General features: G+C 64.6%; 18 protein-coding genes. 11 read left to right on the forward strand and 7 right to left on the reverse strand.

All coding sequences use genetic code 11. The annotated features are described in order from the left end of the window. Positions 1-139 precede the first annotated feature (139 nt). The 4 genes from ACVOLI_RS13600 to ACVOLI_RS13615 all read right to left on the reverse strand — a co-directional run bounded on the left by ACVOLI_RS13600 (position 140) and on the right by ACVOLI_RS13615 (position 4662). Positions 140-1801, reverse strand: coding sequence for a glycoside hydrolase family 43 protein (locus ACVOLI_RS13600; protein ID WP_481614817.1), 1662 nt, complete (start codon positions 1799-1801; stop codon positions 140-142). Positions 1802-1941: 140 nt separating this feature from the next. Further along, positions 1942-2358 carry an H-NS histone family protein gene (locus ACVOLI_RS13605; protein WP_481614818.1) on the reverse strand — a complete coding sequence of 139 codons (417 nt, stop codon included), beginning with the start codon at positions 2356-2358 and terminating at the stop codon, positions 1942-1944. Between the two features lie 302 nt (positions 2359-2660). Then, positions 2661-3401 (reverse strand): GntR family transcriptional regulator, encoded by a 741-nt coding sequence (locus ACVOLI_RS13610; protein WP_481614819.1) that lies wholly within the window; start codon positions 3399-3401, stop codon positions 2661-2663. A gap of 16 nt (positions 3402-3417) precedes the next feature. Continuing rightward, complete coding sequence (locus ACVOLI_RS13615) at positions 3418-4662, reverse strand: acetyl-CoA hydrolase/transferase family protein (protein ID WP_481614820.1); 1245 nt, start codon at positions 4660-4662, stop codon at positions 3418-3420. 134 nt (positions 4663-4796) lie between these two features. On the opposite strand from ACVOLI_RS13615, the gene ACVOLI_RS13620 reads away from it, so the two are divergent. Genes ACVOLI_RS13620 through ACVOLI_RS13640 form a run of 5 tightly spaced genes read left to right on the forward strand, consistent with a single transcriptional unit; the run spans position 4797 to position 11589 of the window. Then, complete coding sequence (locus ACVOLI_RS13620; protein WP_481614821.1) at positions 4797-6155, forward strand: MmgE/PrpD family protein; 1359 nt, start codon at positions 4797-4799, stop codon at positions 6153-6155. Next, positions 6155-7546: an MmgE/PrpD family protein gene (locus ACVOLI_RS13625; protein ID WP_481614822.1), complete on the forward strand. Its 1392-nt coding sequence runs from the start codon at positions 6155-6157 to the stop codon at positions 7544-7546. The genes ACVOLI_RS13620 and ACVOLI_RS13625 overlap by 1 nt, the downstream gene beginning before the upstream one ends. Then, positions 7543-8940: a phenylacetate--CoA ligase family protein gene (locus tag ACVOLI_RS13630; protein ID WP_481614823.1), complete on the forward strand. Its 1398-nt coding sequence runs from the start codon at positions 7543-7545 to the stop codon at positions 8938-8940. The genes ACVOLI_RS13625 and ACVOLI_RS13630 overlap by 4 nt, the downstream gene beginning before the upstream one ends. Before the next feature lie 10 nt (positions 8941-8950). After that, complete coding sequence (locus ACVOLI_RS13635; protein ID WP_481614824.1) at positions 8951-10348, forward strand: amidase; 1398 nt, start codon at positions 8951-8953, stop codon at positions 10346-10348. After that, positions 10345-11589: a CaiB/BaiF CoA transferase family protein gene (locus tag ACVOLI_RS13640; protein ID WP_481614825.1), complete on the forward strand. Its 1245-nt coding sequence runs from the start codon at positions 10345-10347 to the stop codon at positions 11587-11589. Before ACVOLI_RS13635 ends, ACVOLI_RS13640 begins: the two co-directional genes overlap by 4 nt. A gap of 244 nt (positions 11590-11833) precedes the next feature. Here the strand turns inward: ACVOLI_RS13640 and trmL are convergent, their stop codons facing one another. Together trmL and ACVOLI_RS13650 are read right to left on the reverse strand one after the other, a co-directional pair. Next, positions 11834-12313, reverse strand: a complete 480-nt coding sequence (gene trmL / locus ACVOLI_RS13645; RefSeq protein ID WP_481509168.1) for a tRNA (uridine(34)/cytosine(34)/5-carboxymethylaminomethyluridine(34)-2'-O)-methyltransferase TrmL — start codon at positions 12311-12313, stop codon at positions 11834-11836. 37 nt (positions 12314-12350) lie between these two features. Further along, on the reverse strand, positions 12351-12755 hold the full coding sequence (locus ACVOLI_RS13650; RefSeq protein WP_481509169.1) for a hypothetical protein: 405 nt from the start codon (positions 12753-12755) through the stop codon (positions 12351-12353). 353 nt (positions 12756-13108) lie between these two features. On the opposite strand from ACVOLI_RS13650, the gene ACVOLI_RS13655 reads away from it, so the two are divergent. From ACVOLI_RS13655 to ACVOLI_RS13675, 5 genes are all read left to right on the forward strand, one after another. Beyond that, positions 13109-15967 (forward strand): M16 family metallopeptidase, encoded by a 2859-nt coding sequence (locus ACVOLI_RS13655; protein WP_481614826.1) that lies wholly within the window; start codon positions 13109-13111, stop codon positions 15965-15967. Positions 15968-16428: 461 nt separating this feature from the next. After that, a complete protein-coding gene (locus tag ACVOLI_RS13660; RefSeq protein WP_481614827.1) occupies positions 16429-16746 on the forward strand; it encodes a DUF4156 domain-containing protein in 318 nt (105 codons plus the stop codon). A 121-nt stretch (positions 16747-16867) separates the two neighbouring features. Then, positions 16868-17884, forward strand: a complete 1017-nt coding sequence (locus tag ACVOLI_RS13665) for a 3-oxoacyl-ACP synthase III (protein WP_313174064.1) — start codon at positions 16868-16870, stop codon at positions 17882-17884. 231 nt (positions 17885-18115) lie between these two features. Continuing rightward, the gene (locus ACVOLI_RS13670; RefSeq protein ID WP_481614828.1) at positions 18116-19009 is read left to right on the forward strand and encodes an alpha/beta fold hydrolase; all 894 of its coding nucleotides are present in this window, start codon (positions 18116-18118) and stop codon (positions 19007-19009) included. 495 nt (positions 19010-19504) lie between these two features. Continuing rightward, on the forward strand, positions 19505-20194 hold the full coding sequence (locus ACVOLI_RS13675) for a phospholipase D-like domain-containing protein (RefSeq protein WP_481614829.1): 690 nt from the start codon (positions 19505-19507) through the stop codon (positions 20192-20194). A gap of 222 nt (positions 20195-20416) precedes the next feature. Here the strand turns inward: ACVOLI_RS13675 and ACVOLI_RS13680 are convergent, their stop codons facing one another. Continuing rightward, positions 20417-20851 (reverse strand): YkgJ family cysteine cluster protein, encoded by a 435-nt coding sequence (locus tag ACVOLI_RS13680; RefSeq protein ID WP_282269389.1) that lies wholly within the window; start codon positions 20849-20851, stop codon positions 20417-20419. 104 nt (positions 20852-20955) lie between these two features. Between ACVOLI_RS13680 and oleC the strand changes: the two genes are divergently transcribed. Further along, a complete protein-coding gene (oleC, locus tag ACVOLI_RS13685) occupies positions 20956-22599 on the forward strand; it encodes an olefin beta-lactone synthetase (RefSeq protein ID WP_481614830.1) in 1644 nt (547 codons plus the stop codon). Positions 22600-22617: the final 18 nt, after the last annotated feature.

Below are 22617 nucleotides of genomic sequence, written 5' to 3' on the forward strand. Positions count from 1 at the left end.
CTCGAGGCGCGGGGGGCGAGCAACACCCTGATATTTACCCCTCCCACCAACCCCCTGACCAAGGCGGTGTACCGCCGTGCGAAACACACCCTCCCCCCCGCGCCACCCCGGTTTTGAACCGGTTTTGACCTGCTGTACTTCATCTTTTCAAAGCATACGCACCAAACGTGCTGCCGATGAATCCACCCGCGGTGTCGGTACTGAGCAGGCTCGCATCAAGCGTTTCACCAAGGCGTTGCCATTGCCCGGGTTTTGGCGAAAACCATGCCTGCGCGCGTGCGCCATCCAGGGTGAATCGCAGTCCAGTGTTGTCGCCAGCGCCGCTTAGTTCCTTCTGCGCCAACAGCGTGCCTGTCTCTGGTGAATCCTTGCCGGCGCGCAAGTACAGGGCTATCCGGCGCGTACCATTGCTGGCTTCGACGCCCAGCACATAGTGATAGCGCTCGTTCTGCAGCCAGGCCAATCCCGCCAACTCGCCATCAGCCACAGACGCGGCCGAAAGCTGCATATCCAGGGTCGCGCGATGGTGCTGCAGGCGGTGGCCCAGATAGTGGGCCTGATCTTCCGTACCCTCGGCGCCCAGAGGCGTCGTGCCCGTTTGCAGCTTCAGACCATCAGCGCCCGTGATGAACCATGCGCGCTTCGGCGGATGCAGCGTCAGCCATTGTGGTGGCAGCGTCGCGTCGCTGAAGTTTTCCGTCCAACTGGATACAGCGCTATCGCTGATTGGCACGGATGCTCCAGCAATCTGTGGGCGCGGCAACTGCAGCGTTACTTCGGCGTCGCGCGGCAGCACTTGCGGCCAGCCTTCCTGCCATTGCACCGGCAACAGGAAGGTTTCACGGCCTAGATTGTATTGATTGCCACGGTAGGGGCGGGTGGCGAGGAATACCGTCCACCAGTTGCCATCAGCCAGCTGCACGAACTGCGCATGCCCAGCCGAGGTCACCGGATTGGCGCGCTTGGGATCGAGGTCGCGCTGGGTCAGTACCGGGTTGTCGTCACCTGCCTGATACGGACCCGTCAGGCTGCGACTGCGCCAGATCATCTGCGCATGCTGTTCGCCGGTGCCGCCTTCGGCGGCGGTCAGGTAGTACCAGCCGTCGTGCTTGAAGATATGCGGGCCTTCGATGTGCTCGGGTTTGCTGGCTGGGTTGGCGCCGCCATCCACCAGCAGACGCCGCTCACCAAGGGCTTTGCCGCTGGCCAGGTCGATCTGCTGCAGCCAGATCGCGCGGTGGCCGTCGTAGCGCAGTTCGCCATCGGGCACATCGTTGTGTACCACCCAGCTGCTGCCATCGGCATCGAAGAACAGGGAAGGATCGATGCCGCGCACCTGCAGCCAGACCGGGTCGGACCAAGGCCCGGCCGGGTTGTCGGTTTGGATCACGAAGTTGCCACCGTCGCAGTAGAAGCAGGTGTTGACGATGTAGAACTTGCCGCCGTGATGGCTGATGGAGGCAGCGAACAGGCCGCGGGTCAGCTCGTCCTTGCCGTAGTTGATCTGGCCTGGGCGGTCGATCGCGTTGCCGATCTGCGTCCAGTTGACCAGGTCGCGGCTGTGGTGGATCGGCAGGCCGGGGAAATAGCCGAACGTGGAGTTGACCAGATAGAAGTCATCGCCAGCGCGCACGATCGACGGGTCCGGGTAGAAGCCGGGCAGGATCGGGTTGCGGTAATTGCCGGCCGCCAATGGCGCATGCCGGTCGTTGCCTTGGTAGCTGATCGAGTGCACCAGTACTTCGGCATTGCTGGCCGGTGCCAGCAGGCAGAGCAACATCCACAGCAGACGACTACGCATGGGCGGCTTTGTCCAAGCTTGGAGAAGCCTTGGAATCTAGCAGTTAAGGAGCAAAACCGGAGCAAAACCGGGGTCAGGGTGGGGTTTCGGTACGAAACCCCACACTGACCCCGGTTTTGACCCAGTTTTGCCGTTCTGACTCAGCTGGGCTTGAACAGCTTGCGCTTGCCGGTGAGTACCTTTTCCTTCGGGGTGAGCTTGGCCACGCCGGGGATCAGGAAGTCGGTGGCGGTCTGCCCGAAGCGGATCTTGGAGGCCAGCCAGAGCGGCATCTTGCCGCGGCCAGTCCAGGTGTTCCAACGGTTCTCGGGATCACGGTACTTGGGTTTGACCTTCGGGCCCTTGCGCCGGGTGGGCTTGCTCTTGGCTGCGACGGCATCTGCGCCAGGACCGAACAACTCCTCGATCGTATAACCGGTCTGCTTGGCCAATGCGGTGAGTTTGCGCCTGACCTTTTCCGCAGGTTGACGTTGGGTGAGCGCTTTGTGCCTGTCCTGTGCGGCGCGGATGAGAGTGTTGAGCTCTCGAAGATCAAGAGGGGTAAGGTCGATACTCATGGCGTAAGCGTCAGTTCTTGGCTCCGGGGTGTCAAGCCGCTGTTGCGGATCGCGGGCGTTGGTAGCACAGGGGCGAGGCCTGGAGCGCTGCCTATGGGGCTGATCGGCTCGGCAGGTGTAGCCCGGGTAAGCGCAGCGCACCCGGGGCTGTTGGCGGGAGGTTCCAGCATCGCCAGTTGCCTGTTACCCGGGTGCGCTTCGCTTACCCGGGCTACTTCATCGGCGGCGACCGCATACAAAAAGCCCGATGGCAGTGGTCTGACATCGGGCTTTGGCGGGCTTAAGTGCGAATTATGATTCAATCAGCGATGACTGCGTGAAAGCACCATCGAATAGGCAAACCGGCCCGGCGGATGCAGGCTGGTCGCGACCAGCAGCAGACGGCCGTTGGCATCGCGGTAACGGCGCTGCACGCGCATCGCCGGCTCGCTCTTCTTGATGTCTAGCAGCTTGGCATCGGCCGCTTCAAACGAGGCCGCGTCGAATACCTGCTCCACCCGCGACAGCTTGGTCGGGTCGAGGAACTTGGCCAGCGCACGCGCGGCGCCGGCCACTTCCAGCAGTTTTTCGGTGGGCACGCCCGTGCGCACCGGGATCAGCATCTCGGTGACGGCGATCGGCTCGCGGGTCTGTTCTTCCAGACGCAGGCAGTGCAGGCGCAGGTATTCCTTGCCTTCGTGGATGTCCAGGCGCTGCGCCATCGCAGGGTCGGCCAGCTTGCGCTCGGCCTCCAGCACCTGCAGGCGGGTGCTGTTGCCGTACTGCATCAGCAGGTCGACGGTGTCGATCTCGTGCTCGTACCGCATTGCCGAGTTCTGCGCGATCACCCGCGTGCCAGCGCCGGGGCGGCGCTGCACCAGGCCGGCGCTGATCAACTGCGCCAAGGCCGCACGTGCGGTGTGGCGGCTGACGCTGAAGCGTTCGCACAGCTCCAGTTCGGTGGGTAGCAAGGTACCAACGGCGTACTCGCCCTTCTCGATTGCCGCCTGCAGTAGGTCGCCCAGTTCGGCATAGCGGGGCTTGCTGCGTCGCGTACCAGTCATATGTACAGATCCTTGTTCAAAGTCTGAGCGAGAGTTCCTGCCAGCTGCGCTGCAGGGGTTCACGGTGTTCGGGTGCGGCGATGGCGATCAGGGCCTGGGCCCGTGCATGGACGTCGAGGTGGCGTAGATCGGCTACGCCATGTTCGCTGACGATGCAGTCGGCATCTACGCGGGCAAGGCTTACGGGACCGGTGGGTAGCATCGGCACGATCCTGCTTTCGCCCTTCGGGGTACTGGCAGGGAGTGCAATGATGCCGCGACCAGCGGTCGATTGGCGAGCGCCTTGCAGGAAATCAGGCAGGCCGCCCACACCACTCAGTTGGCGTCCAGACAGGAACTCGCCGTTCACCTGGCCCAGCAGATCCACCGACAACGCGCTGTTGATGGCGGTCAGGCGCGGGATACCGCCCAGTACGTTGTGATCGTGGGTATGGCCAACCTCGCGGAAACCGATGTTGCGCGGGGCGACGTCGTACAGCGCCTGTGTACCCAGCGCGACGCCGGCCACCACAGCATCAGGTGCTGCCGACAGCGCGCCGGATTCGAGCAGGCCAAGCAGGCCATCGGAAACCATGCCGCTGTGGATGCGCAGGTTGCGCCGCTCGCGCACCGCGCGCAGCACCGCCGATTGCAGGCGGCCCAGGCCGAGCTGCAGTGTCGCGCCATCCTCCACCAGGGTAGCGACCTGTGCCGCAACCGAATCCATCGCGGCATCGGCAGGCGGATCGGGAATGGCCAGCAGCGGCGCATCCTGCTCGATGGCGGCGGTGATCCGCGACAAGGGAATGGACGGCCCGCGCGTGCGCGGCATGCGCGGGTTGATATGCGCCAGGATGCGGGTCGCGCGTGGCCAGGCCGCCGGGGTGAAGTCGCAGGCAATGCCCAGCGAGCAGTTGCCGTCCTCGTCCGGCGGCGCCACCTGCACCAGTACGGTGTCGAAGGCCACGCCTTCGCGCAGCCAGCGCCAGGTGGCGGTATAGGTCATCGGCAGGTAGTCGACGCGGCCCGCCAGCCACGAACTGCGCAGATCGCTGCTCAGGAAGATCGTGCGCTGGCGTGCCTGCGGGTGCAGTCCGGCAAAATCGAAGGTGTTGACGGTGGGGATGTGCACGCCAGTGAAGCGCAGCCCGCCGCAGCGTTCGGCGCCACTGCGCAGCCAGTGTTCGAACAGCAGTGAATGGCCGGCACAGCCGGGCGCGAAGACCTCGGGTCCCTGCGCAAGGTAGTCGAAGAAGGTGTCGGCATCCAGAGGTCGGGGCATGGGCTGATTGCGGCGGTCGGGATACGGATCATATGATATGTCCGGACAAAGTCGGTTATGCTCTTTTCACACGGTTGCTGTTCCCACCATCCCAAACCCGCTGTTGCGGGCCTGCACCGAGACCTCATCGCGCGATGACCACGCCTGTTGCCAGCCTTACCGAACAGCTCGCCCAGCGCCTGCAACGGCCGGTGGATGCCGCCGCCCGTGAGCGTGCCGCCTTGCTGCTGGTCGATTGGCTGGGCTGCGCCCTGGCTGCGTTGCGCTATCCGATTGCCGCCCAGCTGCAGTCGGTGGTGCAGGCGCAGGCTGGCGGCAATGTGGTGGCTTTGGGCGCTGGCCGCCGCAGTGCAGCCGACGCGCTGCTGCTCAATGCCGCGCTCGGTAATGTGCTGGAAATGGACGATGTGCACCGCGCTGCCATCCTGCATCCCGGCCCGGTGGTCATCCCGGTGGCGCTGGCTGCAGCACAGGCCGAAGGCGCGGATGCGATGGCGCTGCTCGATGCCATCGTGCGCGGCTACGAAGCCACCATCCGCGTCGGCCGTGCGCTGGGCAAGGCGCACTACCGCTACTGGCATCCCACTTCGACTGCCGGCGCGTTTGGTGCTGCTGCAGCCGCTGCATCTGTGCTGCGCCTGCCGGCGGAATCGCTGGCCGATGCGCTGGGCAATGCCGGCAGCCGTACTGGCGGGCTGTGGCAGATGCGCCATGAACCGGTGCCGACCAAGTCATTGCATAACGCTGAAGCCGCACGCGGTGGCTGGCTGGCGGCACAATTGGCGCTGGCTGGCATGCGTGGGCCGCGCAGGATACTGGAAGGCGAGCAGGGCCTGTTTGCCGCCACCGCACCGGACGCCGTGCCGGAACTGGTGGTTGCCGACGAAGACGATTGGTTGATCCACAGCACCAGCCTGAAGCCGTGGCCGGCTTGCCGCCATGCACATCCGGCGATTGATGCGATGCTGGAAGCGATGGCGCAGCTTGATGCAGCTGATATCGCGCAGATCGAACGCATCGAAGTGCGCACCTATGCCGAGGCCCTGCGCTTCTGCGACCGCGCCCAGCCGCAGACCGAGCTGGAGGCCAAGTTCAGCCTGCAGCACGCGCTGGCCTCGATCGTGGTCAATGGCCGGCCGCAACTTGAGCACTACACCGCCGAAGCCTGCAGCGATGCTGAACTGGCGCCGTGGCGACAGCGTATCGCGTTGATCGAGGATGCAGCCTGCAGCCAGCGTTTCCCAATGCACTACGGTGCCAGCGTGCAGCTGTGGTTGGCCGATGGCCGCAGTGTGCAGGCCGAGCGCATCGATGCCTGGGGCGACCCGGAAAGCCCGATGTCGGCCGAGGATGTGCTGGCCAAGGCACTGGCCCTGGCGCAATGGGGTGGCGTATCCGCAGGCTTGGCGCAACCCCTCTTTGGGCAGGTGCAGGCGCTGGCCAATGGCGGCAGTCTGGACGCCTTGAACGCCATGTTGGCGCGGGTGGCTTGATGCGATTGACTGAAGCGCTGTTGCAGCATGCGCGCACGCTGTGTTTTGAAGACCTTTCCGCCGAGGCGGTCGCGGCCACGAAGGTGTTCGTGATGGATTCGGCGGCCGTGGGGCTTTCTGGCTCCGGTCCGCAGGTGCCGCTGACCCAAACCGTTCGACGCAGCGCCGCCAGCTACGGCAGCGGCAATGCCGCGCGTGTGTGGGTGACCGGCGAAGCCTTGCCGGCGGCCAGCGCGGCGATGGTCAACGGCTACCAGATTCACAGCCAGGAATTTGATTGCGTACATATGCCGGCAGTGGTGCATCCATTGGCGGTTATTCAATCGGCCTTGATTGCCGCCGCCGAGCAGCACGCAAACGTCGATGGCGTGGCGGTCGATGGCAAGGCCTTGATCGCAGCGCTCAATGTCGCCGTTGATGTAGCCACGCTAATCGGCATCAGTGGCCGCGCGCCGATGCGCTTCTTCCGGCCATCGATGTGCGGCGCGCTAGGTGCTGCAGCAGGCATCGCCCATCTGCATGGTGCTGACGAAGAACTGCTTCGTCGCGCGCTCGGCCTGACCTATAGCCACCTGTCCGGCACCATGCAGGCGCATGTGGAAGGCTCGCCGACGCTGGCCTTGCAGGTCGCACTGAACTCGCGCGCCGCCTTGAGCTGCTGGGAACTGGCCCGCAATGGCTTTCCGGCGCCGCGCGAGATGCTGGAAGGGCCCTTCGGCTATCTGCCGCTGATCGAGGGCGAATTCGACGTCGGACCGTCGCTGCAGAAGCTGGCCGCGCGCGAAGCGCAGATACTCAACGTAAGCCACAAGGTGTTCCCCACCGGTGGCGCCGCGCATGCCGCGCAGGACATGCTGATGGAGCTGCGCCAGCAGCACGGCCTGCAGTTGGACAACGTCGCCAGCATCGAACTGCAGGCGCCGCCGCTGGTGCGCCGTTTGGTCGGCCGCAGCTATCAGCCCGCAATGGAAACCAGCTATGCACGGCTGTGCCTGCCGTTCCTACTGGGTACCGTGCTGCTCGATGGCAAGGTCGGCTTGTCCGCCTATGCGCCGGACAAGCTCGCCGATGCGCAGCTGGCCGCGTTCGCCAACCAGGTCAGCCTGGTGCCGAACGACTGCGACGATCCCAATGCGCTGGTGCCACAATCGATGACGGTCACCCTGCGTGACGGTCGCGTGCTGCACAACCATCGCGATGCTGCCATCGGTTCGCCGCAACGGCCGCTGTCGCGTGCCCAGCAACTGGAAAAGTTCCACCACTGCCTTGACCACGCCGCGCGTCCCTTCGGTGCCGGTCTCCGTGCTGCCCTGATCTCCCACTTCGACCATCTGCAGGACATCGACGATGTCAGGCAGCTGGTCGACCTGCTGATTGTCGAGACCCCATGACCTACGCCACCTATTTCGAATCCTTCGATGTCAAGGAGCTGCTTCAGCAGTTCCCGCTGGACCAGGCCTTCACCGACAAGTTCAAGACCATCAGCCGCGAGGAACTGCGCGCCGAGCAGAACGCGATGTTCCTGCGCTGCGTGGCCCGCGCCTGGCAGATTCCGTTCTACCAGCGCCTGTGGGGCAATGCAGGCATCAAGCCGGAAGATATCCAGAGCCTGGACGACATCACCAAACTGCCGGTATTCGGCAAGCACGAAATCATGGCGTCGGTCGAAGCCAATCCGCCGCTGGGCGATTTCCACGGCTGGCAGGACGGCACCGACGCTGGCAACAAGCCGCTGGTCTTCCACACCACCTCCGGCACCACCGGTCGCCCGCAGCCGCTGGTGTTCTCGCCGCATTCGCGCGAAGTGCAGAGCCTGCTGCTTGCCCGCCTGTATCGCTGGCAGGGCATGCAGCCCGGCGACGTGGTGCACTCGGTGTACGGCCACGGCATGATCAACGGCGGCCACTATGTGCGTGAGGCGGTGACGCATTACACGCAGGCACTGTTCTGTTCGGCCGGTACCGGCATCGAGATGCGCTCGGCGCAGCAGGTGCAGCTGATGAAGAACATGGGCGCCAACGTGATTGTTGGCTTTGCCGACTACATCAAGAAGCTGGCCGACGTGGCCCGCGAGAACGGCCTGGTGCCGGGCAAGGACATCCCGGTGCGGATGATCTGCGGCCACCTCGGCCGCGAATCGCGCGAGTCGCTGTCGGCGGCCTGGGGCGGTGTCGAGTTGTACGACTGGTATGGCGTGGGCGACACCGGCGCGATCGCCGGGCAGGGCCCGGATCAGGACGGTCTGTACCTGATGGAAGACGCGCAGTACGTCGAAATCCTCGACGTGGACAGCGGTGAACTGGTGGCCGATGGCGACACCGGCGACATGGTGGTCACCTGCCTGTACAAGGACGACATCTACCCGATCATCCGCTTCAATACCCATGACGTGACCCGTGTGCTGACCACGCCCTCGCCGCTGGGCATGAACCTGCGCCGCATCGAAGGCTTCCTTGGCCGCAGCGACAACATGGTCAAGATCCGCGGCATCAATGTGTTCCCGCAGGCGATGGCGCCGGTGCTGGAAGAACACGCATCGTTCGCCGGTGAGTTCATCTGCGTCGCCAGCCGCGACGAAGGCGGGCGCGACGATCTGGCCGTACACGTGGAAACCCGTGGCGCACTGGATGACGCACAGTTGGCAGCGGAGTTCGCCGCGTTGCTGCGGCAGCGCCTCGGTGTTGAAATGAGCATCGTGCTGGCCGCCCCGGGTGAGCTGGCGGCGTTGACGGGTATCGAAGTACGGCAGAAGCCGGTGCGTCTGATCGACAAACGTTTCGCTTGAGGAAGACCGCGTGAGCAAGGCCGATGCGCAGTTGTTGAGCTTGGATCTGACGGCGCAGGCGGCCTTGCTGGCTGCCGGTGACGTCAGCTGCACCGAACTGATCGAGCAGCAGTTGGCAGCCATCGTCGCCAGCCAGGCGCAGGTCAACAGTTATATCCACGTCGATGCGGAAGGCGCGTTGGCTGCGGCCGTGCAGTCCCAGCAACGTCGCCAGCGCGGCTTGGCGCGTCCTTTGGAAGGCCTGCCGATCGCGGTCAAGGACAATATCGACGTTGCCGGCATGGTCACCACCGCCGGCATGGAGACCCGCCGCCACAGCGCCCCGGCCAGTGCCGATAATCCGGCTGTGGCCGCATTGCGCGCAGCCGGCGCGGTTCTCGTCGGCAAGCTCAACATGCACGAAGCGGCGATGGGCGCTGACAACGACAACCCGTTCTATGGTGCTTGCCACAACCCGCATCGGCACGGTCATACGCCGGGCGGTTCCAGCGGTGGCAGTGGCGCGGCGGTGGCCGCTGGTTTGTGCGCGGCGGCGCTGGGCACCGACACCATGGGTTCGGTGCGCATCCCGGCAAGCTATTGCGGTGTGGTTGGGCTCAAGCCCAGTTGGGGCGCGATCAGCACGCGAGGCACCGTTGCCCTGTGCAGGCGGCTGGATCACATCGGCCCGTTGACGCGTTCGGCGCGTGACCTGCGTCTGTTGCTGCAGATCATGTCTGGCTTCGATCCGGACTGCGCGCAGTCGCGCTTCATTCAATACGCCGCGCCGGATGCGGAGGGCCTGCGCATTGGCGTGGTGGATCTGTTCGATGCAACCGATATCGCGCCCGACGTGCAGGCGGCATTCGAGGATGGCCTGCGCGTGCTGGTCGGCTTGGGCCATCAGCTGAAACCGCTGCCGGCACCGGCATTTGCGTCGGCACGCGCACGTCGCGCTGGCCTGCTGATGAGCGAAGCCGAGTTGTTGGTCGAACACGCCGAGGCCTGGGCCGCTGACCGCAGCAAATTCTCGCCGCTGCTGGTCAAGCTGATGTCCTGGGCAGAAGGCCGCAGCGCTGCCGAGCTGGCTGCCGCCTCGCAGCTCGCCGATCGCGGGCAGGTGCAGCTGCAGCAGTGGCTGGCGCGTTGCGACGTGCTGGTAATGCCGACTGCGCCCCAGCGCGCATTCGCCTTCGGTACCCCGGCGCCGGCCAGCCAGGCCGATCTCACCGCTTACGCCAACCTGGCCGGCAACCCAGCCTTGTCGGTACCGCTGCCGGTAGCTGCGGGAGAGTTGCCCGTAGGCATGCAGCTGATCGGCAATGTGGGCGACGAACTCACGCTGATTGCGCTGGCGGAGGCCTTCCAGCACGCCATTGGCTTGCAGCCCGCGCTGCCCGAAGCCTGCAAAACCTGGTGGCCGAAATGAATCTGCTCGAAGGCGTTCGCGTCCTCGACCTGTCGCGCATCCTTGCCGGCCCCTGGGCGACCCAGGTCTTGGCCGACTTCGGCGCCGATGTCATCAAGGTCGAGCGCCCCGGCGTGGGTGACGACACCCGCAGTTGGGGCCCGCCTTACCTGCAGGACGCCGACGGCAATGACAGCAGCGAATCGGCGTATTACCTGTGCGCCAACCGCGGCAAGCGCTCGCTGGCGATTAATTTCACCACAGGGGAAGGGCAGGCGCTGTTGCGCGAGCTGATCGTGCACTGTCACGTGCTGGTGGAGAACTACAAGGTCGGTGGCCTGAAGAAGTACGGGCTGGATTTCACCAGCCTGCAGGCGATCAACCCGAAGCTGGTGTATTGCTCGATCACCGGCTACGGCCAGGATGGCCCATACGCGCAGCGCGCCGGCTATGACGCGGCGATCCAGGCCATAGGCGGCCTGATGAGCGTCACCGGCGAGCCAGACGGTGCGCCGGGTGCCGGCCCGCAGAAAGTAGGTGTAGCCGCGACCGATCTGATGACCGGCATGTATGCGGCAACGGCGATCCTGGCTGCGTTGCGCCATGCCGAGCGCACCGGTGTTGGTCAGCAGATCGATCTGGCGCTGCTGGATACCCAGGTCGCATGGCTGGCCAACCAGGCCTCCAACTATCTGATCGGCGGCGTGGTGCCGACCCGGCAGGGCACGGCGCATCCGAACATCGTGCCGTACCAGGTGATGCCGGCCGCTGATGGCTATTTCATGCTGGCGGTTGGCAATGACTGCCAGTTTGCGCGTCTGTGCGAGGTGATTGGCGAGCCGGCGCTGGCATGCGATCCGCGCTATGCCAGCAACAACGCCCGGGTTGCGAACCGCGAGCTGCTGGTGCCGCATCTGCAGCAGGTGTTGCGCACGCGGCCGGCGGCCGAGTGGTTGGCTGCGCTGGAGCAAGCGGTGGTGCCGGCCAACCCGGTCAACCGCATCGATCAGGTGTTTGCTGATCCGCAGGTGCAGGCGCGTGGTTTGCGGATTGAGTTGCCGCATGCCGGTGGTGGCAGCGTGGCGATGGTGCGTAATCCGCTGAAGTTCTCGGCGACGCCGTTGCGCTATGAGCAGGCGGCGCCGGTGTTGGGGCAGCACACCGCTGAGGTGTTGGGGGAGGTGCTTGCCGTTGATGGTGAGCGGCTGCGGGTGTTGCGGGACTTGGGTGTGGTTGGGGTTGCTGCTGAAGCTAAAAGCTAAAAGCTGAGAGCTGGAGCTGGAGCTGGAGCGTTACCCCTCCCCAGCCCTCCCCTTGGCTGCGCCAAAGGGAGGGGGCAAAGCGGGTCGCTGCCATCTGACAGATCGCAGGCTTGCGCTCCCTCCCTTTGGCGTAGCCAAGGGGAGGGTTGGGGAGGGGTGCTTTTGGCGATCAATCTTCAGCTGGAGCATTGCCAGCTTCGCGGCTTACACCGCTCCCACAAAAAACAAAAACCCAAAGCGCCAATCACGCGCCGCCAGAGAATCCCTGCTGCCGCCACGCCTCATACACCACCACGGCGACCGAGTTGGACAGGTTCAGGCTGCGGTTGTTGGGCTGCATCGGCAGGCGCAGGCGATGGCCGTCGGGCAGGGAATCAAGCAGGTCCTGCGGCAGGCCGCGGGTTTCCGGGCCGAACAGGAAGGCATCGCCATCGGCGAACTGCACGGTGTCATAGCGGACGCTGGAGCGGGTACTCAATGCAAACAAACGCTTCGGGGCGATGCGCGCCAAGGCGGTTTCCAGGTCCGGGTGGACCTGCATCTGTGCGTACTCGTGATAGTCCAGGCCGGCGCGCTTCAGCTGCTTGTCACTGAGGTCGAAACCCAAAGGCTCGATCAGGTGCAGCCGCGCGCCGGTGTTGGCGCAGAGCCGGATCACATTGCCGGTGTTCGGCGGGATCTCGGGCTGGTAAAGCACTACATCGAAAACAGGGGCAGAAGTCATCGGCGCAGTTTACGCCGGGTGTTGCGTCATCGCTGGCTTAGTTGGAAACCATGCCCTGCGCGACGACCTTGCCGATGGCTTCAGCAGCGGCTTCTGCAGCCATGGCCTGCACCTGCTCCACCTCCGGGCGGACGGTGATGGCCGGCAGCGACACCATCCACTGGCCGGCGCGGGTGCCGATGGCGACCGGGCTGGCGGAGGCCAGCTGGCTGGCGGTCTGTTCGGCCATCAGCTCGACGATCTGGCCGACGGTCGGGCGAACCTGCACCGCAGCCAGGGTCGGGATGTTGCTGCTGGCTTCGTGCTGGGCCTGTGCCAGCTGATCAGCGGAAGGGCGAACCTGCACGGTGTCCAAAGTGACGATATCCGAAGCCTGGACCGAAGAAACAAAGCCGGTGCTGGCGACGAGGGCGATGGCAAGGGCGAGAGACTTGGCGTTCATGGCGGGACCTGTTTGGTGTGTGTGGGCAGTGGTGTGGTAGTAAGGTAGTACAGTGATTTTCGTAGTGCAAGGACTTTCGCTACTTTTTTTGTTTTGTTCAGCAGTCAGTCATTTATCGTCTGAAGGGATCTGGCTGCGAGTAATAGGCAGCAGGATGCGTGCCAATCACATCTGATTGATAAATAAGGGTTTGTTGCTAGTGGAAAGTGTCCGCTGTCCGGACACTCGCCGCGTCTGCAGTGACCGGACGGACACCGGTGCAGCTGCTTCGGTACCCATGACGCATGGCGTATGCCGATGTGACGGCGCCCGGTTAGGATCTGCGTTCACCTTCATACCCAAACGGAAATGGAATGAACGCAGCTATGCCCCGCACCGCCTTGTTGACCCTGGCCCTGAGTGCCGCCCTGGGCGGATTCGTTGGCGCCCCGCTGGTTGCGGAGGCCAAGCCAGCCGCCGCCGCCGCTGCGTCGGTCGATATCCCGTATGAAGAATTCACCCTGCCCAACGGCTTGCGCGTGGTGGTGCACACCGACCGCAAGGCGCCGATCGTGGCGGTGAACATCTGGTATCACGTCGGTGCCAAGGACGAACCGGCCGGGCGCACCGGCTTCGCGCATCTGTTCGAACACCTGATGTTCCAGCGCAGCGAAAACCATGACGGCGAGTTTTTCGAACCCTTCAAGCAGGTCGGCGCCACCGACCAGAACGGCACCACCAATACCGACCGCACCAACTATTTCCAGAACGTGCCGACCACCGCGTTGGACATGGCGCTGTGGATGGAATCGGACCGCATGGGTCACCTGGTCGGCGCCATCGACCAGGCTGCCCTGGATGAGCAGCGCGGCGTGGTGCAGAACGAAAAGCGCCAGGGCGAGAACCAGCCTTACGGCCAGGTCTGGGACAAGCTGACCCGCGCCATGTACCCGGCAGGTCACCCGTACCACCACGGCGTGATCGGTTCGATGAACGACCTCAACGCCGCATCGCTGGATGACGTCAAAACCTGGTTCCACACCTGGTACGGCCCGAACAATGCGGTGCTGGTGCTGGCCGGTGACATCGACGTGGCCACCGCCAAGGAAAAGGCCGCCAAGTTCTTCGGCGACATCCCGGCTGGTCCGACCATGGCGCAGCCGGCGGTGAACGTTGCGCAGCGCGCCGCCACCACCCGCGAAGTGATGACCGACAAGGTGCCGCAGGCGCGCATCTACCGTGCCTGGAACGTGGCCCAGGTCGGCACCACCGATATCGATCAGCTGGAGCTGTTCTCCTACGTGCTGGGCGGTGCCAAGTCCTCGCGTCTGGACCAGCGCCTGCTGCACAAGGACAAGCTGGTCGACAACATCAGCGCGATGACCGATGCCTCGCAGCTGGGCTCCAACTTCCTGATCATCGCCACGGTCAAGCAGGGCGTGGACCCGGCCAAGGTCGAGGCCGCCATCGACGAAGAACTGAAGCGACTGATCGCCGAAGGCCCGACCGCCGATGAGCTGGAGCGCGCCAAGGTGCAGTCGCGTGCGGGCTTCGTGCGCGGCATCGAGCGTATCGGTGGCTTCGGCGGCAAGGCCGATGCACTCGCACAGTGCACCGTCTACGAAGGCAACCCGGGTTGCTTCCGCACCTCGCTGGCCAATGTCGATGCCGCCACCGCGGCTGACGTAAAGGCTGCCGGTGCCAAGTGGCTGGGCGTGGGCGACCACACCATCGTGGTCGAGCCGGGCGAGCGTGTTGCGCTGGCCGAGCTGCCGTCGGTCAAGCCGGCGCCGTTCAACGTGCCGGCCGTGGACAGCAAGTACACCACGCTGCCGAGCCAGGTCGACCGCAGCGCCGGCGTGCCCAAGACCACCAGCTTCCCGGAACTGAAGTTCCCGCAGCTGCAGCGCGCCACGTTGAAGAACGGCACCCAGGTGGTGCTGGCCGAGCGCCATGACATCCCGGTGGTGCAGTTCAGCTATGAGTTCCCGGGTGGCTTCACCGCCGACCGTGGCCGCAAGCCGGGCACCGCCAACTTCACCATGGGAATGCTCGATGAAGGCGCTGGCCAGCTCGGCTCGCTGGCGTTCGCCGATGCGGTTGAGCGCCTGGGTGCACGCGTCAGCGCAGGTGCGTCGTTGGATGGTTCCAACGTGTATCTGTCGGCACTGAAGGAAAATCTGGCGCCGTCGCTGGCGCTGTATGCCGACGTGGTGCGTGCACCGCGCTTCGAGCAGAACGAGATCGACCGCATCAAGGCCACCTGGATTGCAGGCATCCAGCAGGAAAAGGCGCAGCCGAACGCGGTGGCGATGCGCGTGCTGCCGCCGCTGCTGTACGGCGCAGGCCACCCGTATGCGATTCCGTTCACCGGTAGCGGCGACGAAGCGGCGATCCAGTCGCTGACCCGTGACGACCTGACCTCCTTCCACAAGCAGTGGATTCGTCCGGAAGGCGCCACCCTGATCGTGGTCGGTGACACCACCTTGAAGGACCTCGTGCCGTTGCTGGAGCGCAGCTTCGGTGACTGGAAGGGCGAGGGCGCACGGCCGAAGGTGGAGGTCCTGACCAATGTGGATCGCCCGCAGGCATCGCGCGTGTTCCTGATCGACCAGCCGGGCGCGGTGCAGGCCAACCTGTTCGCCGGTCAGGTCGCGCCGTCGACGATGGACGCGGGCACCACCCGCTTCGACATCGCCAATGGCGTGCTGGGTGGCGACTTCACCTCGCGCCTGAACATGAACCTGCGTGAGGACAAGCACTGGTCCTATGGCGCACGTTCGTCGGCCTCCAATGCCCTGGGCCAGCGCCCGTGGATGGCGGTTGCACCGGTGCAGATCGACAAGACCGGTGAGGCGATGAAGGAAATGAACGCTGAAATCAGCCAGTTCGCCAGCGGCCAGCGTCCGCCGACCGAGGCCGAGGTCAACCGCATCCGCAACATCCAGACGCTGAGCCTGCCAGGTGCCTACGAAACCGCATCGGCGGTGATGAGCACCATCGGTGGCATCGTGCGTTATGGCCGTCCGGACGACTACGTGTTCAAGCGCAAGGCCGAGATCGAAGCCATGACCCCGGCGCAGGTCGCCGAGGCAGCCAAGATCCTGGATCCGTCCAAGCTGACCTGGGTGGTGGTAGGCGACCTGAAGCAGACCGAGGCCCCGGTGCGGGCCCTGAAGCTGGGCGAAGTGACCGTGATCGACGCCGACGGCAAGCCGGTGGAGAAGAAGTAAGCGGCAGGGCGTAGCCGTCTTGCGCTGAAGCCTTACCGGGAAGTCCCCTGCCGAGCATGGCTCGGCACTACGGCCCTCTCCCGCCTGCGGGAGAGGGGTTGGGGTGAGGGCAGCTTCCAGCTTTGGCCGGTAAAGCCCCTGCCGAGCATGGCTCGGCACTACATTTCCGCCCCCTCCCTTTCGCGCAGCGAAGGGGAGGGCTGGGGAGGGGGAGTTTTTGCTTTGAGCCCCTCTCTCGCTTGCGGGAGAGGGGTTGGGGTGAGGGCAGCTTTTGGCTTTGTCCGGTAAAGCCCCTGCCGAGCATGGCTCGGCACTACATTTCCGCCCCCTCCCTTTCGCGCAGCGAAGGGGAGGGCTGGGGAGGGGTAGGTTTTGTCTTTGCCGCGCACCAAATCACCGGGATCACCACCTGTTCATCCATTCCCGGCACAATCCCTGCTGATCTTCACAAGGAATAGTCCATGCGCGTCCTGCTTCTGTCCGCCCTGATCGCCAGCACCGCCGCCTGCACCTGGGTGCCGATTGAATCCGGCGGCAAGACCGTGCGCGTATTGCCAGCAGGCCCAGTTGCGCCGGGCTGCGTGACCAAGGGCGAGATCGTGGTCTCGGTAAAGAGCAAGGTTGGCTTCTACAACCGCAACCCGCTGCGCGTGCAGGAAGAGCTGGAAACCCTGGCCCGCAACGAGGCCCCCAGTGCCGGCGCCAATGCCGTACAGGCCAGTGGCCTGCCGGCCGATGGCAGCCAGCGCTTTGCTGCCTTCCAGTGCCCGCCGCGCTGATTTTCCAGCTGTCTTACGGCCCCGGCGGCTCCATACGCCGGGCCGCCGATTTGTAAAGATGCGGTAAAAATGCGCAGGCGCTAGAATGGCGACCCCTTCGCCTGAGTCTTGGCGCTTTCTGATGCCTTTTCAAAATGTCTCGATCGCGGGACTGGCGCATATTGATGCGCCGCATACGCTGACCTCAAAGGAAATCAACGAGCGGCTCCAGCCCACGCTGGAACGCCTTGGCATTCGTGCCGACGTGCTTGGCGATATCGCCGGCATCCACGCGCGCCGCCTTTGGGACCAGGGTACACAGGCCTCGGACGCCGCCACCATGGCCGGCCGCAAGGCACTGGAAGATGCCGGCATCACTGCCGACAAGGTTGGCCTGCTGGTCAACACTTCCGTCAGCCGTGATTACCTGGAGCCGTCCACCGCTTCCATCGTGTCCGGCAACCTGGGCATCGGCGAAGACTGCGTCACCTTCGACATCGCCAACGCCTGCCTTGCCTTCATCAATGGCATGGACGTGGCCGCACGCATGCTGGAGCGCGGCGACATCGACTATGCGTTGATCGTCGACGGCGAGACCTCCAACCTGGTCTATGAAAAGACCCTGGAGCGCATGATGTCCCCGGACATCACCGCCCAGCAGCTGCGTGACGAAGTCGCCGCGCTGACCACCGGTTCCGGTGCGGCAGCAATGGTGATGGCGCGCTCGGAGCTGGTGCCGGACGCCCCTCGCTACAAGGGCGGTGTGACCCGTGCAGCCAACCAGTGGAACAAGCTGTGCGTGGGCAACCTGGACCGCATGGTCACTGACACCCGCATGTTGCTGATCGAAGGCATCAAGCTGGCCACCAAGACCTTTGAAGCCACGCGCGAAGCGTTGGGCTGGGCGGTGGAGGAGATCGACCAGTTCGTGATCCACCAGGTCAGCCAGCCGCATACCAATGCCTTCATCAAGGCCTTCGGCATCGACCCGAAGAAGGTGATGACCATCTTTGGCGAGCACGGCAACATCGGCCCGGCGTCGGTACCGATCGTGCTGAGCAAGCTGCGCCAGCTGGGCAAGCTCAAGAAGGGCGACCGCGTCGCGCTGATGGGCATTGGCTCGGGCTTGAACTGCACGATGGCCGAGGTGGTCTGGTAACAAGGCCGTGGCCTGACGGCTTCGCTTCCGCAGGAGGCGCAATTGTCAGTTCGCAGGTTTTTCCCTTCTCCCCCAGGGGGAGAAGGTGCCCGAAGGGCGGAAGAGGGGAAGCGTGCGCAGCACGCAAGCGCCGGGAGTTAGAGCAGTTGTTCAAGCTGCTCCACTCCGGCCAACCCTCTCCCCAACCCTCTCCCGGCGGGAGAGGGGCTTAGCAGCCGCAGGTGCGACCCGATGAACAAACTCCCCGGTTACCCCAGCAAGACCCACCGCTTCGAAGTCCGCCCCGGCTTGTCGATGAACTACATCGATGAAGGTCCGCGCGATGGCGAGGTGGTGGTGATGCTGCACGGCAACCCGTCGTGGAGCTACCTGTGGCGGCACCTGGTCAACGGCCTCAGCGACAAGTACCGCTGCATCGTGCCGGACCATATCGGCATGGGCCTGTCGGACAAGCCCGACGACAGCCGTTATGAGTACACCTTGCAGTCGCGCGTGGATGATCTGGACGCACTGCTCAAGCATCTGGGCATCACCGGCCCGGTGACGCTGGCCGTGCATGACTGGGGCGGCATGATCGGCTTCGGTTGGGCGCTGTCGCACCACGATCAGGTCAAGCGCCTGGTGATCACCAACACCGCCTCGTTCCCGTTGCCGCCGGAGAAGCCGATGCCGTGGCAGATCGCCATGGGCCGGCACTGGAAGCCGGGCGAATGGTTCATCCGCACCTTCAATGCATTCTCGTCCGGCGCCTCGTGGCTGGGCGTAAGCCGGCGCATGCCGGCCGATGTACGTCGCGCCTATGTGTCGCCGTACAACAACTGGGCCAACCGCATTTCCACCATCCGCTTCATGCAGGACATCCCGCTGTCGCCAGCCGACAAGGCCTGGTCGCTGCTGGAGCGTGCGGCGGCAGCGTTGCCGTCGTTCGCGGATCGCCCGGTGTACATCGCCTGGGGCCTGCGTGACATCTGCTTCGATCATCACTTCCTGACCGGCTTCCGCAAGGCATTGCCGCAGGCGGAAGTGACCGAGTTCGAAGATGCCAACCACTATGTGTTGGAAGACAAGCACGAAGTGATCGTGCCGGCGGTAAGAGCCTTCCTGGAGCGCAACCCGCTGGGGTGAGCCGGGGCTTGTGGGAGCGCGGGCACTTGTAGGAGCGGCGTCAGCCGCGAAGCAAGGGATAGATCCGCTACGGCTACCTCCGCATCCTGCAAGCCGTTGCCTGGCGTTTCGCGCAAAGCTCGCGCGATGATTGATTTCTCGTGGACTGAAGCATTGCCAGCTTCGCGGCTTACGCCGCTCCTACAAAAAGCTGAGCGAGCGATGCCTGCTTCTGCCCCCTCCCATGCGCCAAAGGCGGAGGGGAGGGTTGGGGAGGGGTAAGCTTCTGTGGCCGTTCCCTTTGCACCAGCTTCGCGGCTGACGCCGCTCCCACAAAAGCCGTGAGCGCGCGATGCCTGCTTCTGCCCCCTCCCATGCGCCAAAGGCGGAGGGTAGGGTTGGGGAGGGGTAAGCTTTTGTGGCCGTTCCCTTTGCACCAGCTTCGCGGCTGACGCCGCTCCTACAGACAGGTGCGGGTGTGCGAAGCTCTGTGCTTCTTAGCACAGGGAGTGAAGGATGGATTTCGACAGCCTGGACCGTCAGCTGCGTGACAGCGCGCAGGATCTTGCGTTGAGCAACGAGGAACGCTCCGCACTGCGCGAGCTGGGCGTCGAACTACCGCCCGACCGCCTGCGCTTCCTGCGCAATCGCGCCTTCGATATCGCCCGCGAGCAGGTCGCTGCCAATCCTGCCGAAGCACTGCCGATGCTGAAGTGGGTTGAACAGGTGGTGCGCACGCTGGACGTCAACGCCGGGCCGGTTGAAACCCTGACCAGTACCTATTTCTCCCCGGGCGATGCCTGCATGCAGCGCCTGCGCGCGCTGTGCGCCAGCGCGAAGCAGACCCTGGACATCTGTGTATTCACCATCTCCGATGACCGCCTCAGCGGGGTCATCCTGGATGCGCACAAGCGCGGCGTGGTGGTGCGCATCATCAGCGACAACGACAAGGTCTACGACGACGGCAACGACGTCCGTCGCTTGAACGAGAGCGGCATCCCGGTGCGGGTGGACCACAGCGAATACCACATGCACCACAAATTCGCGCTGTTCGATGGCAAGCAGCTGGCCAACGGCAGCTTCAACTGGACGCGCACCGCGACCGAGCACAACGATGAGAACCTGGTGGTCAGCAATGACCGCAACCTGGTGCGCAGCTTTGCCCAGCAGTTCGAGGTGCTTTGGGGGCGTTACAAGGCGCTTTGAGGCAGCTTTCGCTTTTGCTTTTATGCCTTTGATTTTTTTCCGTCATTCCCGCGCAGGCGGGAATCGCTCTGGCTCTTGCTTCGGCTTCTGCCTTGGCTTTGGACAGGGCAACGGCGAAGAGCAACAGCAAGAGCGATTCCCGCCTGCGCGGGAATGACGGCGTAAGGGCAAAGCCCAAAGCCCAAAGCCCAAAGCCCAAAGCCAACAACTACCGCATCACCCTCAAGCGGCAATCGGCGTGTTCGGCGGTGACGACGGGCTGTTGCCGTTGTCGTCAGGATGGTCATCGCCATCGTTGTCGGCATCATCGCGCCAGCGCCAGTCGGCCAGGGTCAATGCCGGCATGCCGTGGGCGATGCGCGCGCGGTCGCACTGTGAGCTGGCCTTGCCGTATTCCCAGGAGGCGTCCACCTCGCGGCACACGCTGGGCCGGTTCGGGTGGATGGTGCAGCGCGAGTACACGCCGATCTCCGAGTCCAGGGCCACGCAGCGGATCGGGTCCGAGTAGGTGCCCTGCATGCACAGCCGGTGCGGGTCCAGGCGCTGGGTCAGCTGGTGGGGCACGCCGCCTTCGGTGACTTCGTCCGATTCCATCCAATGGAAGGCAACGCGGTATTGGGTGCAGCAGGCACCGCAGGTCAGGCAGGGATGGGGCATGGGATACCGGCCTTGGCGGCAGGAATAGGACAAAAGGAAGGTGCGAAATTTTCCACGGTGACGGCCTGCGCGCAAGATTTTTCTGCATTGGCGACAATAGGAAGATGAACGAAACCTGTAATATCGCCGCGCGCCTGCCCGAGCTGGCACGTGAACGGCCCGACCAGATCGCCATTCGCTGCCCTGGCAAGCTCGCCGCCAACGGCATGGCCGCCTACGACGTGACCCTGGATTACCGCACCCTGGACGCCCGCAGCGACGCCATTGCCGCTGGTTTGGCGGCCAACGGCATCGGCCGCGGGGTGCGCGCGGTGGTGATGGTGCGGCCGGGGCCGGAGTTCTTCCTGTTGATGTTCGCCCTGTTCAAGATCGGCGCAGTGCCGGTGCTGGTCGACCCCGGCATTGATAAGCGCGCGCTGAAGCAGTGCCTGGATGAAGCACAGCCGCAGGCCTTCATCGGCATCCCCTTGGCGCAATTTGCGCGGGTGCTGCTGGGCTGGGCCAAGGCGGCCAAGGTCAAGGTCACCGTCGGTCGGCGCTGGGGCTGGGGTGGCATCACCCTGGCGAAGATCGAAGCCGATGGCGCTGGCGCGGGCAGCCAGTTGGCCGCCACCGCACCGGACGACGTGGCGGCGATCCTGTTCACCAGCGGCTCCACCGGCGTGCCCAAGGGCGTGGTCTATCGCCACCGCCATTTCGTCGGCCAGGTGGAACTGCTGCGAAATGCCTTCGGCATGCAGCCCGGTGGCATCGACCTGCCGACCTTCCCGCCGTTCGCCCTGTTCGACCCGGCGCTGGGCCTGACGTCGGTGATCCCGGACATGGACCCGACCCGGCCGGGCAGCGCCGATCCGCGCAAGCTTCACGATGCCATTGCCCGCTTCGGCGTGACCCAGCTGTTCGGTTCGCCGGCATTGATGCGGGTGCTGGCCGAGCACGGCCAGCCGCTGCCAACGGTGACCCGCGCCACTTCGGCGGGTGCGCCGGTGCCGCCGGAGATCGTGTCCAAGATCCGTTCGCTGATGCCGGAGGACGGCCAGTTCTGGACGCCATACGGCGCCACCGAATGCCTGCCGGTAGCGGTGATTGAAGGCCGCGAACTGGTGGATACGCGTGAGGCTACCGAGGCTGGCGCGGGCACCTGTGTGGGGCGTGTGGTCGCGCCGAATGTCGTGCGCATCATTGCCATCACCGACGAACCCATCGCTGACTGGAACGGCGTGCGTGAGCTGCCGGCCGGGGAGGTGGGTGAGATCACGGTGGTTGGTCCGACAACCACCGACAGCTATTTCAACCGACCACAGGCAACGGCCGCGGCCAAGATCCGCGAAGTGCTGGCCGATGGCGGCGAGCGCATCGTGCACCGCATGGGCGATGTGGGTTGGTTCGATGCTGACGGGCGGCTGTGGTTCTGCGGGCGCAAGACGCATCGGGTCGAGACGGCGGCAGGACCGCTGTATACCGAGCAGGTGGAGCCGGTGTTCAACACCGTAGCTGGTGTGCGGCGCACGGCTTTGGTGGGTGTTGGTGCGCTGGGCCAGCAGGTGCCGGTGCTGTGTTACGAGCCGCTGCCGGATCAGCACTCCGGTGAGATCGAAAGGCAATTGAGGATCATGGCATTGCGTCATCCGGGTTTTGCCGGCATTGAATATTTCCTGCGCCAATCGAGCTTTCCCGTGGATATCCGCCACAACGCCAAGATCGGGCGTGAGAAATTGGCGGTGTGGGCGCAAGCGCAGTTGGGTTGAGCTGGAAGGCTTGAAGCA

The sequence above is a fragment of the Stenotrophomonas sp. STEN029 genome, from assembly GCF_056760015.1.

What these genes read in the sequence shown, in the direction of transcription:
- ACVOLI_RS13660 (WP_481614827.1), top strand. Translation starts at nt 16,429, where the DNA reads ATGCGCGTCCTGCTTCTGTCCGCCCTGATCGCCAGCACCGCCGCCTGC.
- ACVOLI_RS13615 (WP_481614820.1), bottom strand. Translation starts at nt 4,662, where the DNA reads ATGCCCCGACCTCTGGATGCCGACACCTTCTTCGACTACCTTGCGCAG.
- oleC (WP_481614830.1), top strand. Translation starts at nt 20,956, where the DNA reads ATGAACGAAACCTGTAATATCGCCGCGCGCCTGCCCGAGCTGGCACGT.
- ACVOLI_RS13675 (WP_481614829.1), top strand. Translation starts at nt 19,505, where the DNA reads ATGGATTTCGACAGCCTGGACCGTCAGCTGCGTGACAGCGCGCAGGAT.
- ACVOLI_RS13655 (WP_481614826.1), top strand. Translation starts at nt 13,109, where the DNA reads ATGAACGCAGCTATGCCCCGCACCGCCTTGTTGACCCTGGCCCTGAGT.
- ACVOLI_RS13650 (WP_481509169.1), bottom strand. Translation starts at nt 12,755, where the DNA reads ATGAACGCCAAGTCTCTCGCCCTTGCCATCGCCCTCGTCGCCAGCACC.
- ACVOLI_RS13630 (WP_481614823.1), top strand. Translation starts at nt 7,543, where the DNA reads ATGACCTACGCCACCTATTTCGAATCCTTCGATGTCAAGGAGCTGCTT.
- trmL (WP_481509168.1), bottom strand. Translation starts at nt 12,313, where the DNA reads ATGACTTCTGCCCCTGTTTTCGATGTAGTGCTTTACCAGCCCGAGATC.
- ACVOLI_RS13600 (WP_481614817.1), bottom strand. Translation starts at nt 1,801, where the DNA reads ATGCGTAGTCGTCTGCTGTGGATGTTGCTCTGCCTGCTGGCACCGGCC.
- ACVOLI_RS13665 (WP_313174064.1), top strand. Translation starts at nt 16,868, where the DNA reads ATGCCTTTTCAAAATGTCTCGATCGCGGGACTGGCGCATATTGATGCG.
- ACVOLI_RS13640 (WP_481614825.1), top strand. Translation starts at nt 10,345, where the DNA reads ATGAATCTGCTCGAAGGCGTTCGCGTCCTCGACCTGTCGCGCATCCTT.
- ACVOLI_RS13610 (WP_481614819.1), bottom strand. Translation starts at nt 3,401, where the DNA reads ATGACTGGTACGCGACGCAGCAAGCCCCGCTATGCCGAACTGGGCGAC.
- ACVOLI_RS13620 (WP_481614821.1), top strand. Translation starts at nt 4,797, where the DNA reads ATGACCACGCCTGTTGCCAGCCTTACCGAACAGCTCGCCCAGCGCCTG.
- ACVOLI_RS13625 (WP_481614822.1), top strand. Translation starts at nt 6,155, where the DNA reads ATGCGATTGACTGAAGCGCTGTTGCAGCATGCGCGCACGCTGTGTTTT.
- ACVOLI_RS13605 (WP_481614818.1), bottom strand. Translation starts at nt 2,358, where the DNA reads ATGAGTATCGACCTTACCCCTCTTGATCTTCGAGAGCTCAACACTCTC.
- ACVOLI_RS13670 (WP_481614828.1), top strand. Translation starts at nt 18,116, where the DNA reads ATGAACAAACTCCCCGGTTACCCCAGCAAGACCCACCGCTTCGAAGTC.
- ACVOLI_RS13680 (WP_282269389.1), bottom strand. Translation starts at nt 20,851, where the DNA reads ATGCCCCATCCCTGCCTGACCTGCGGTGCCTGCTGCACCCAATACCGC.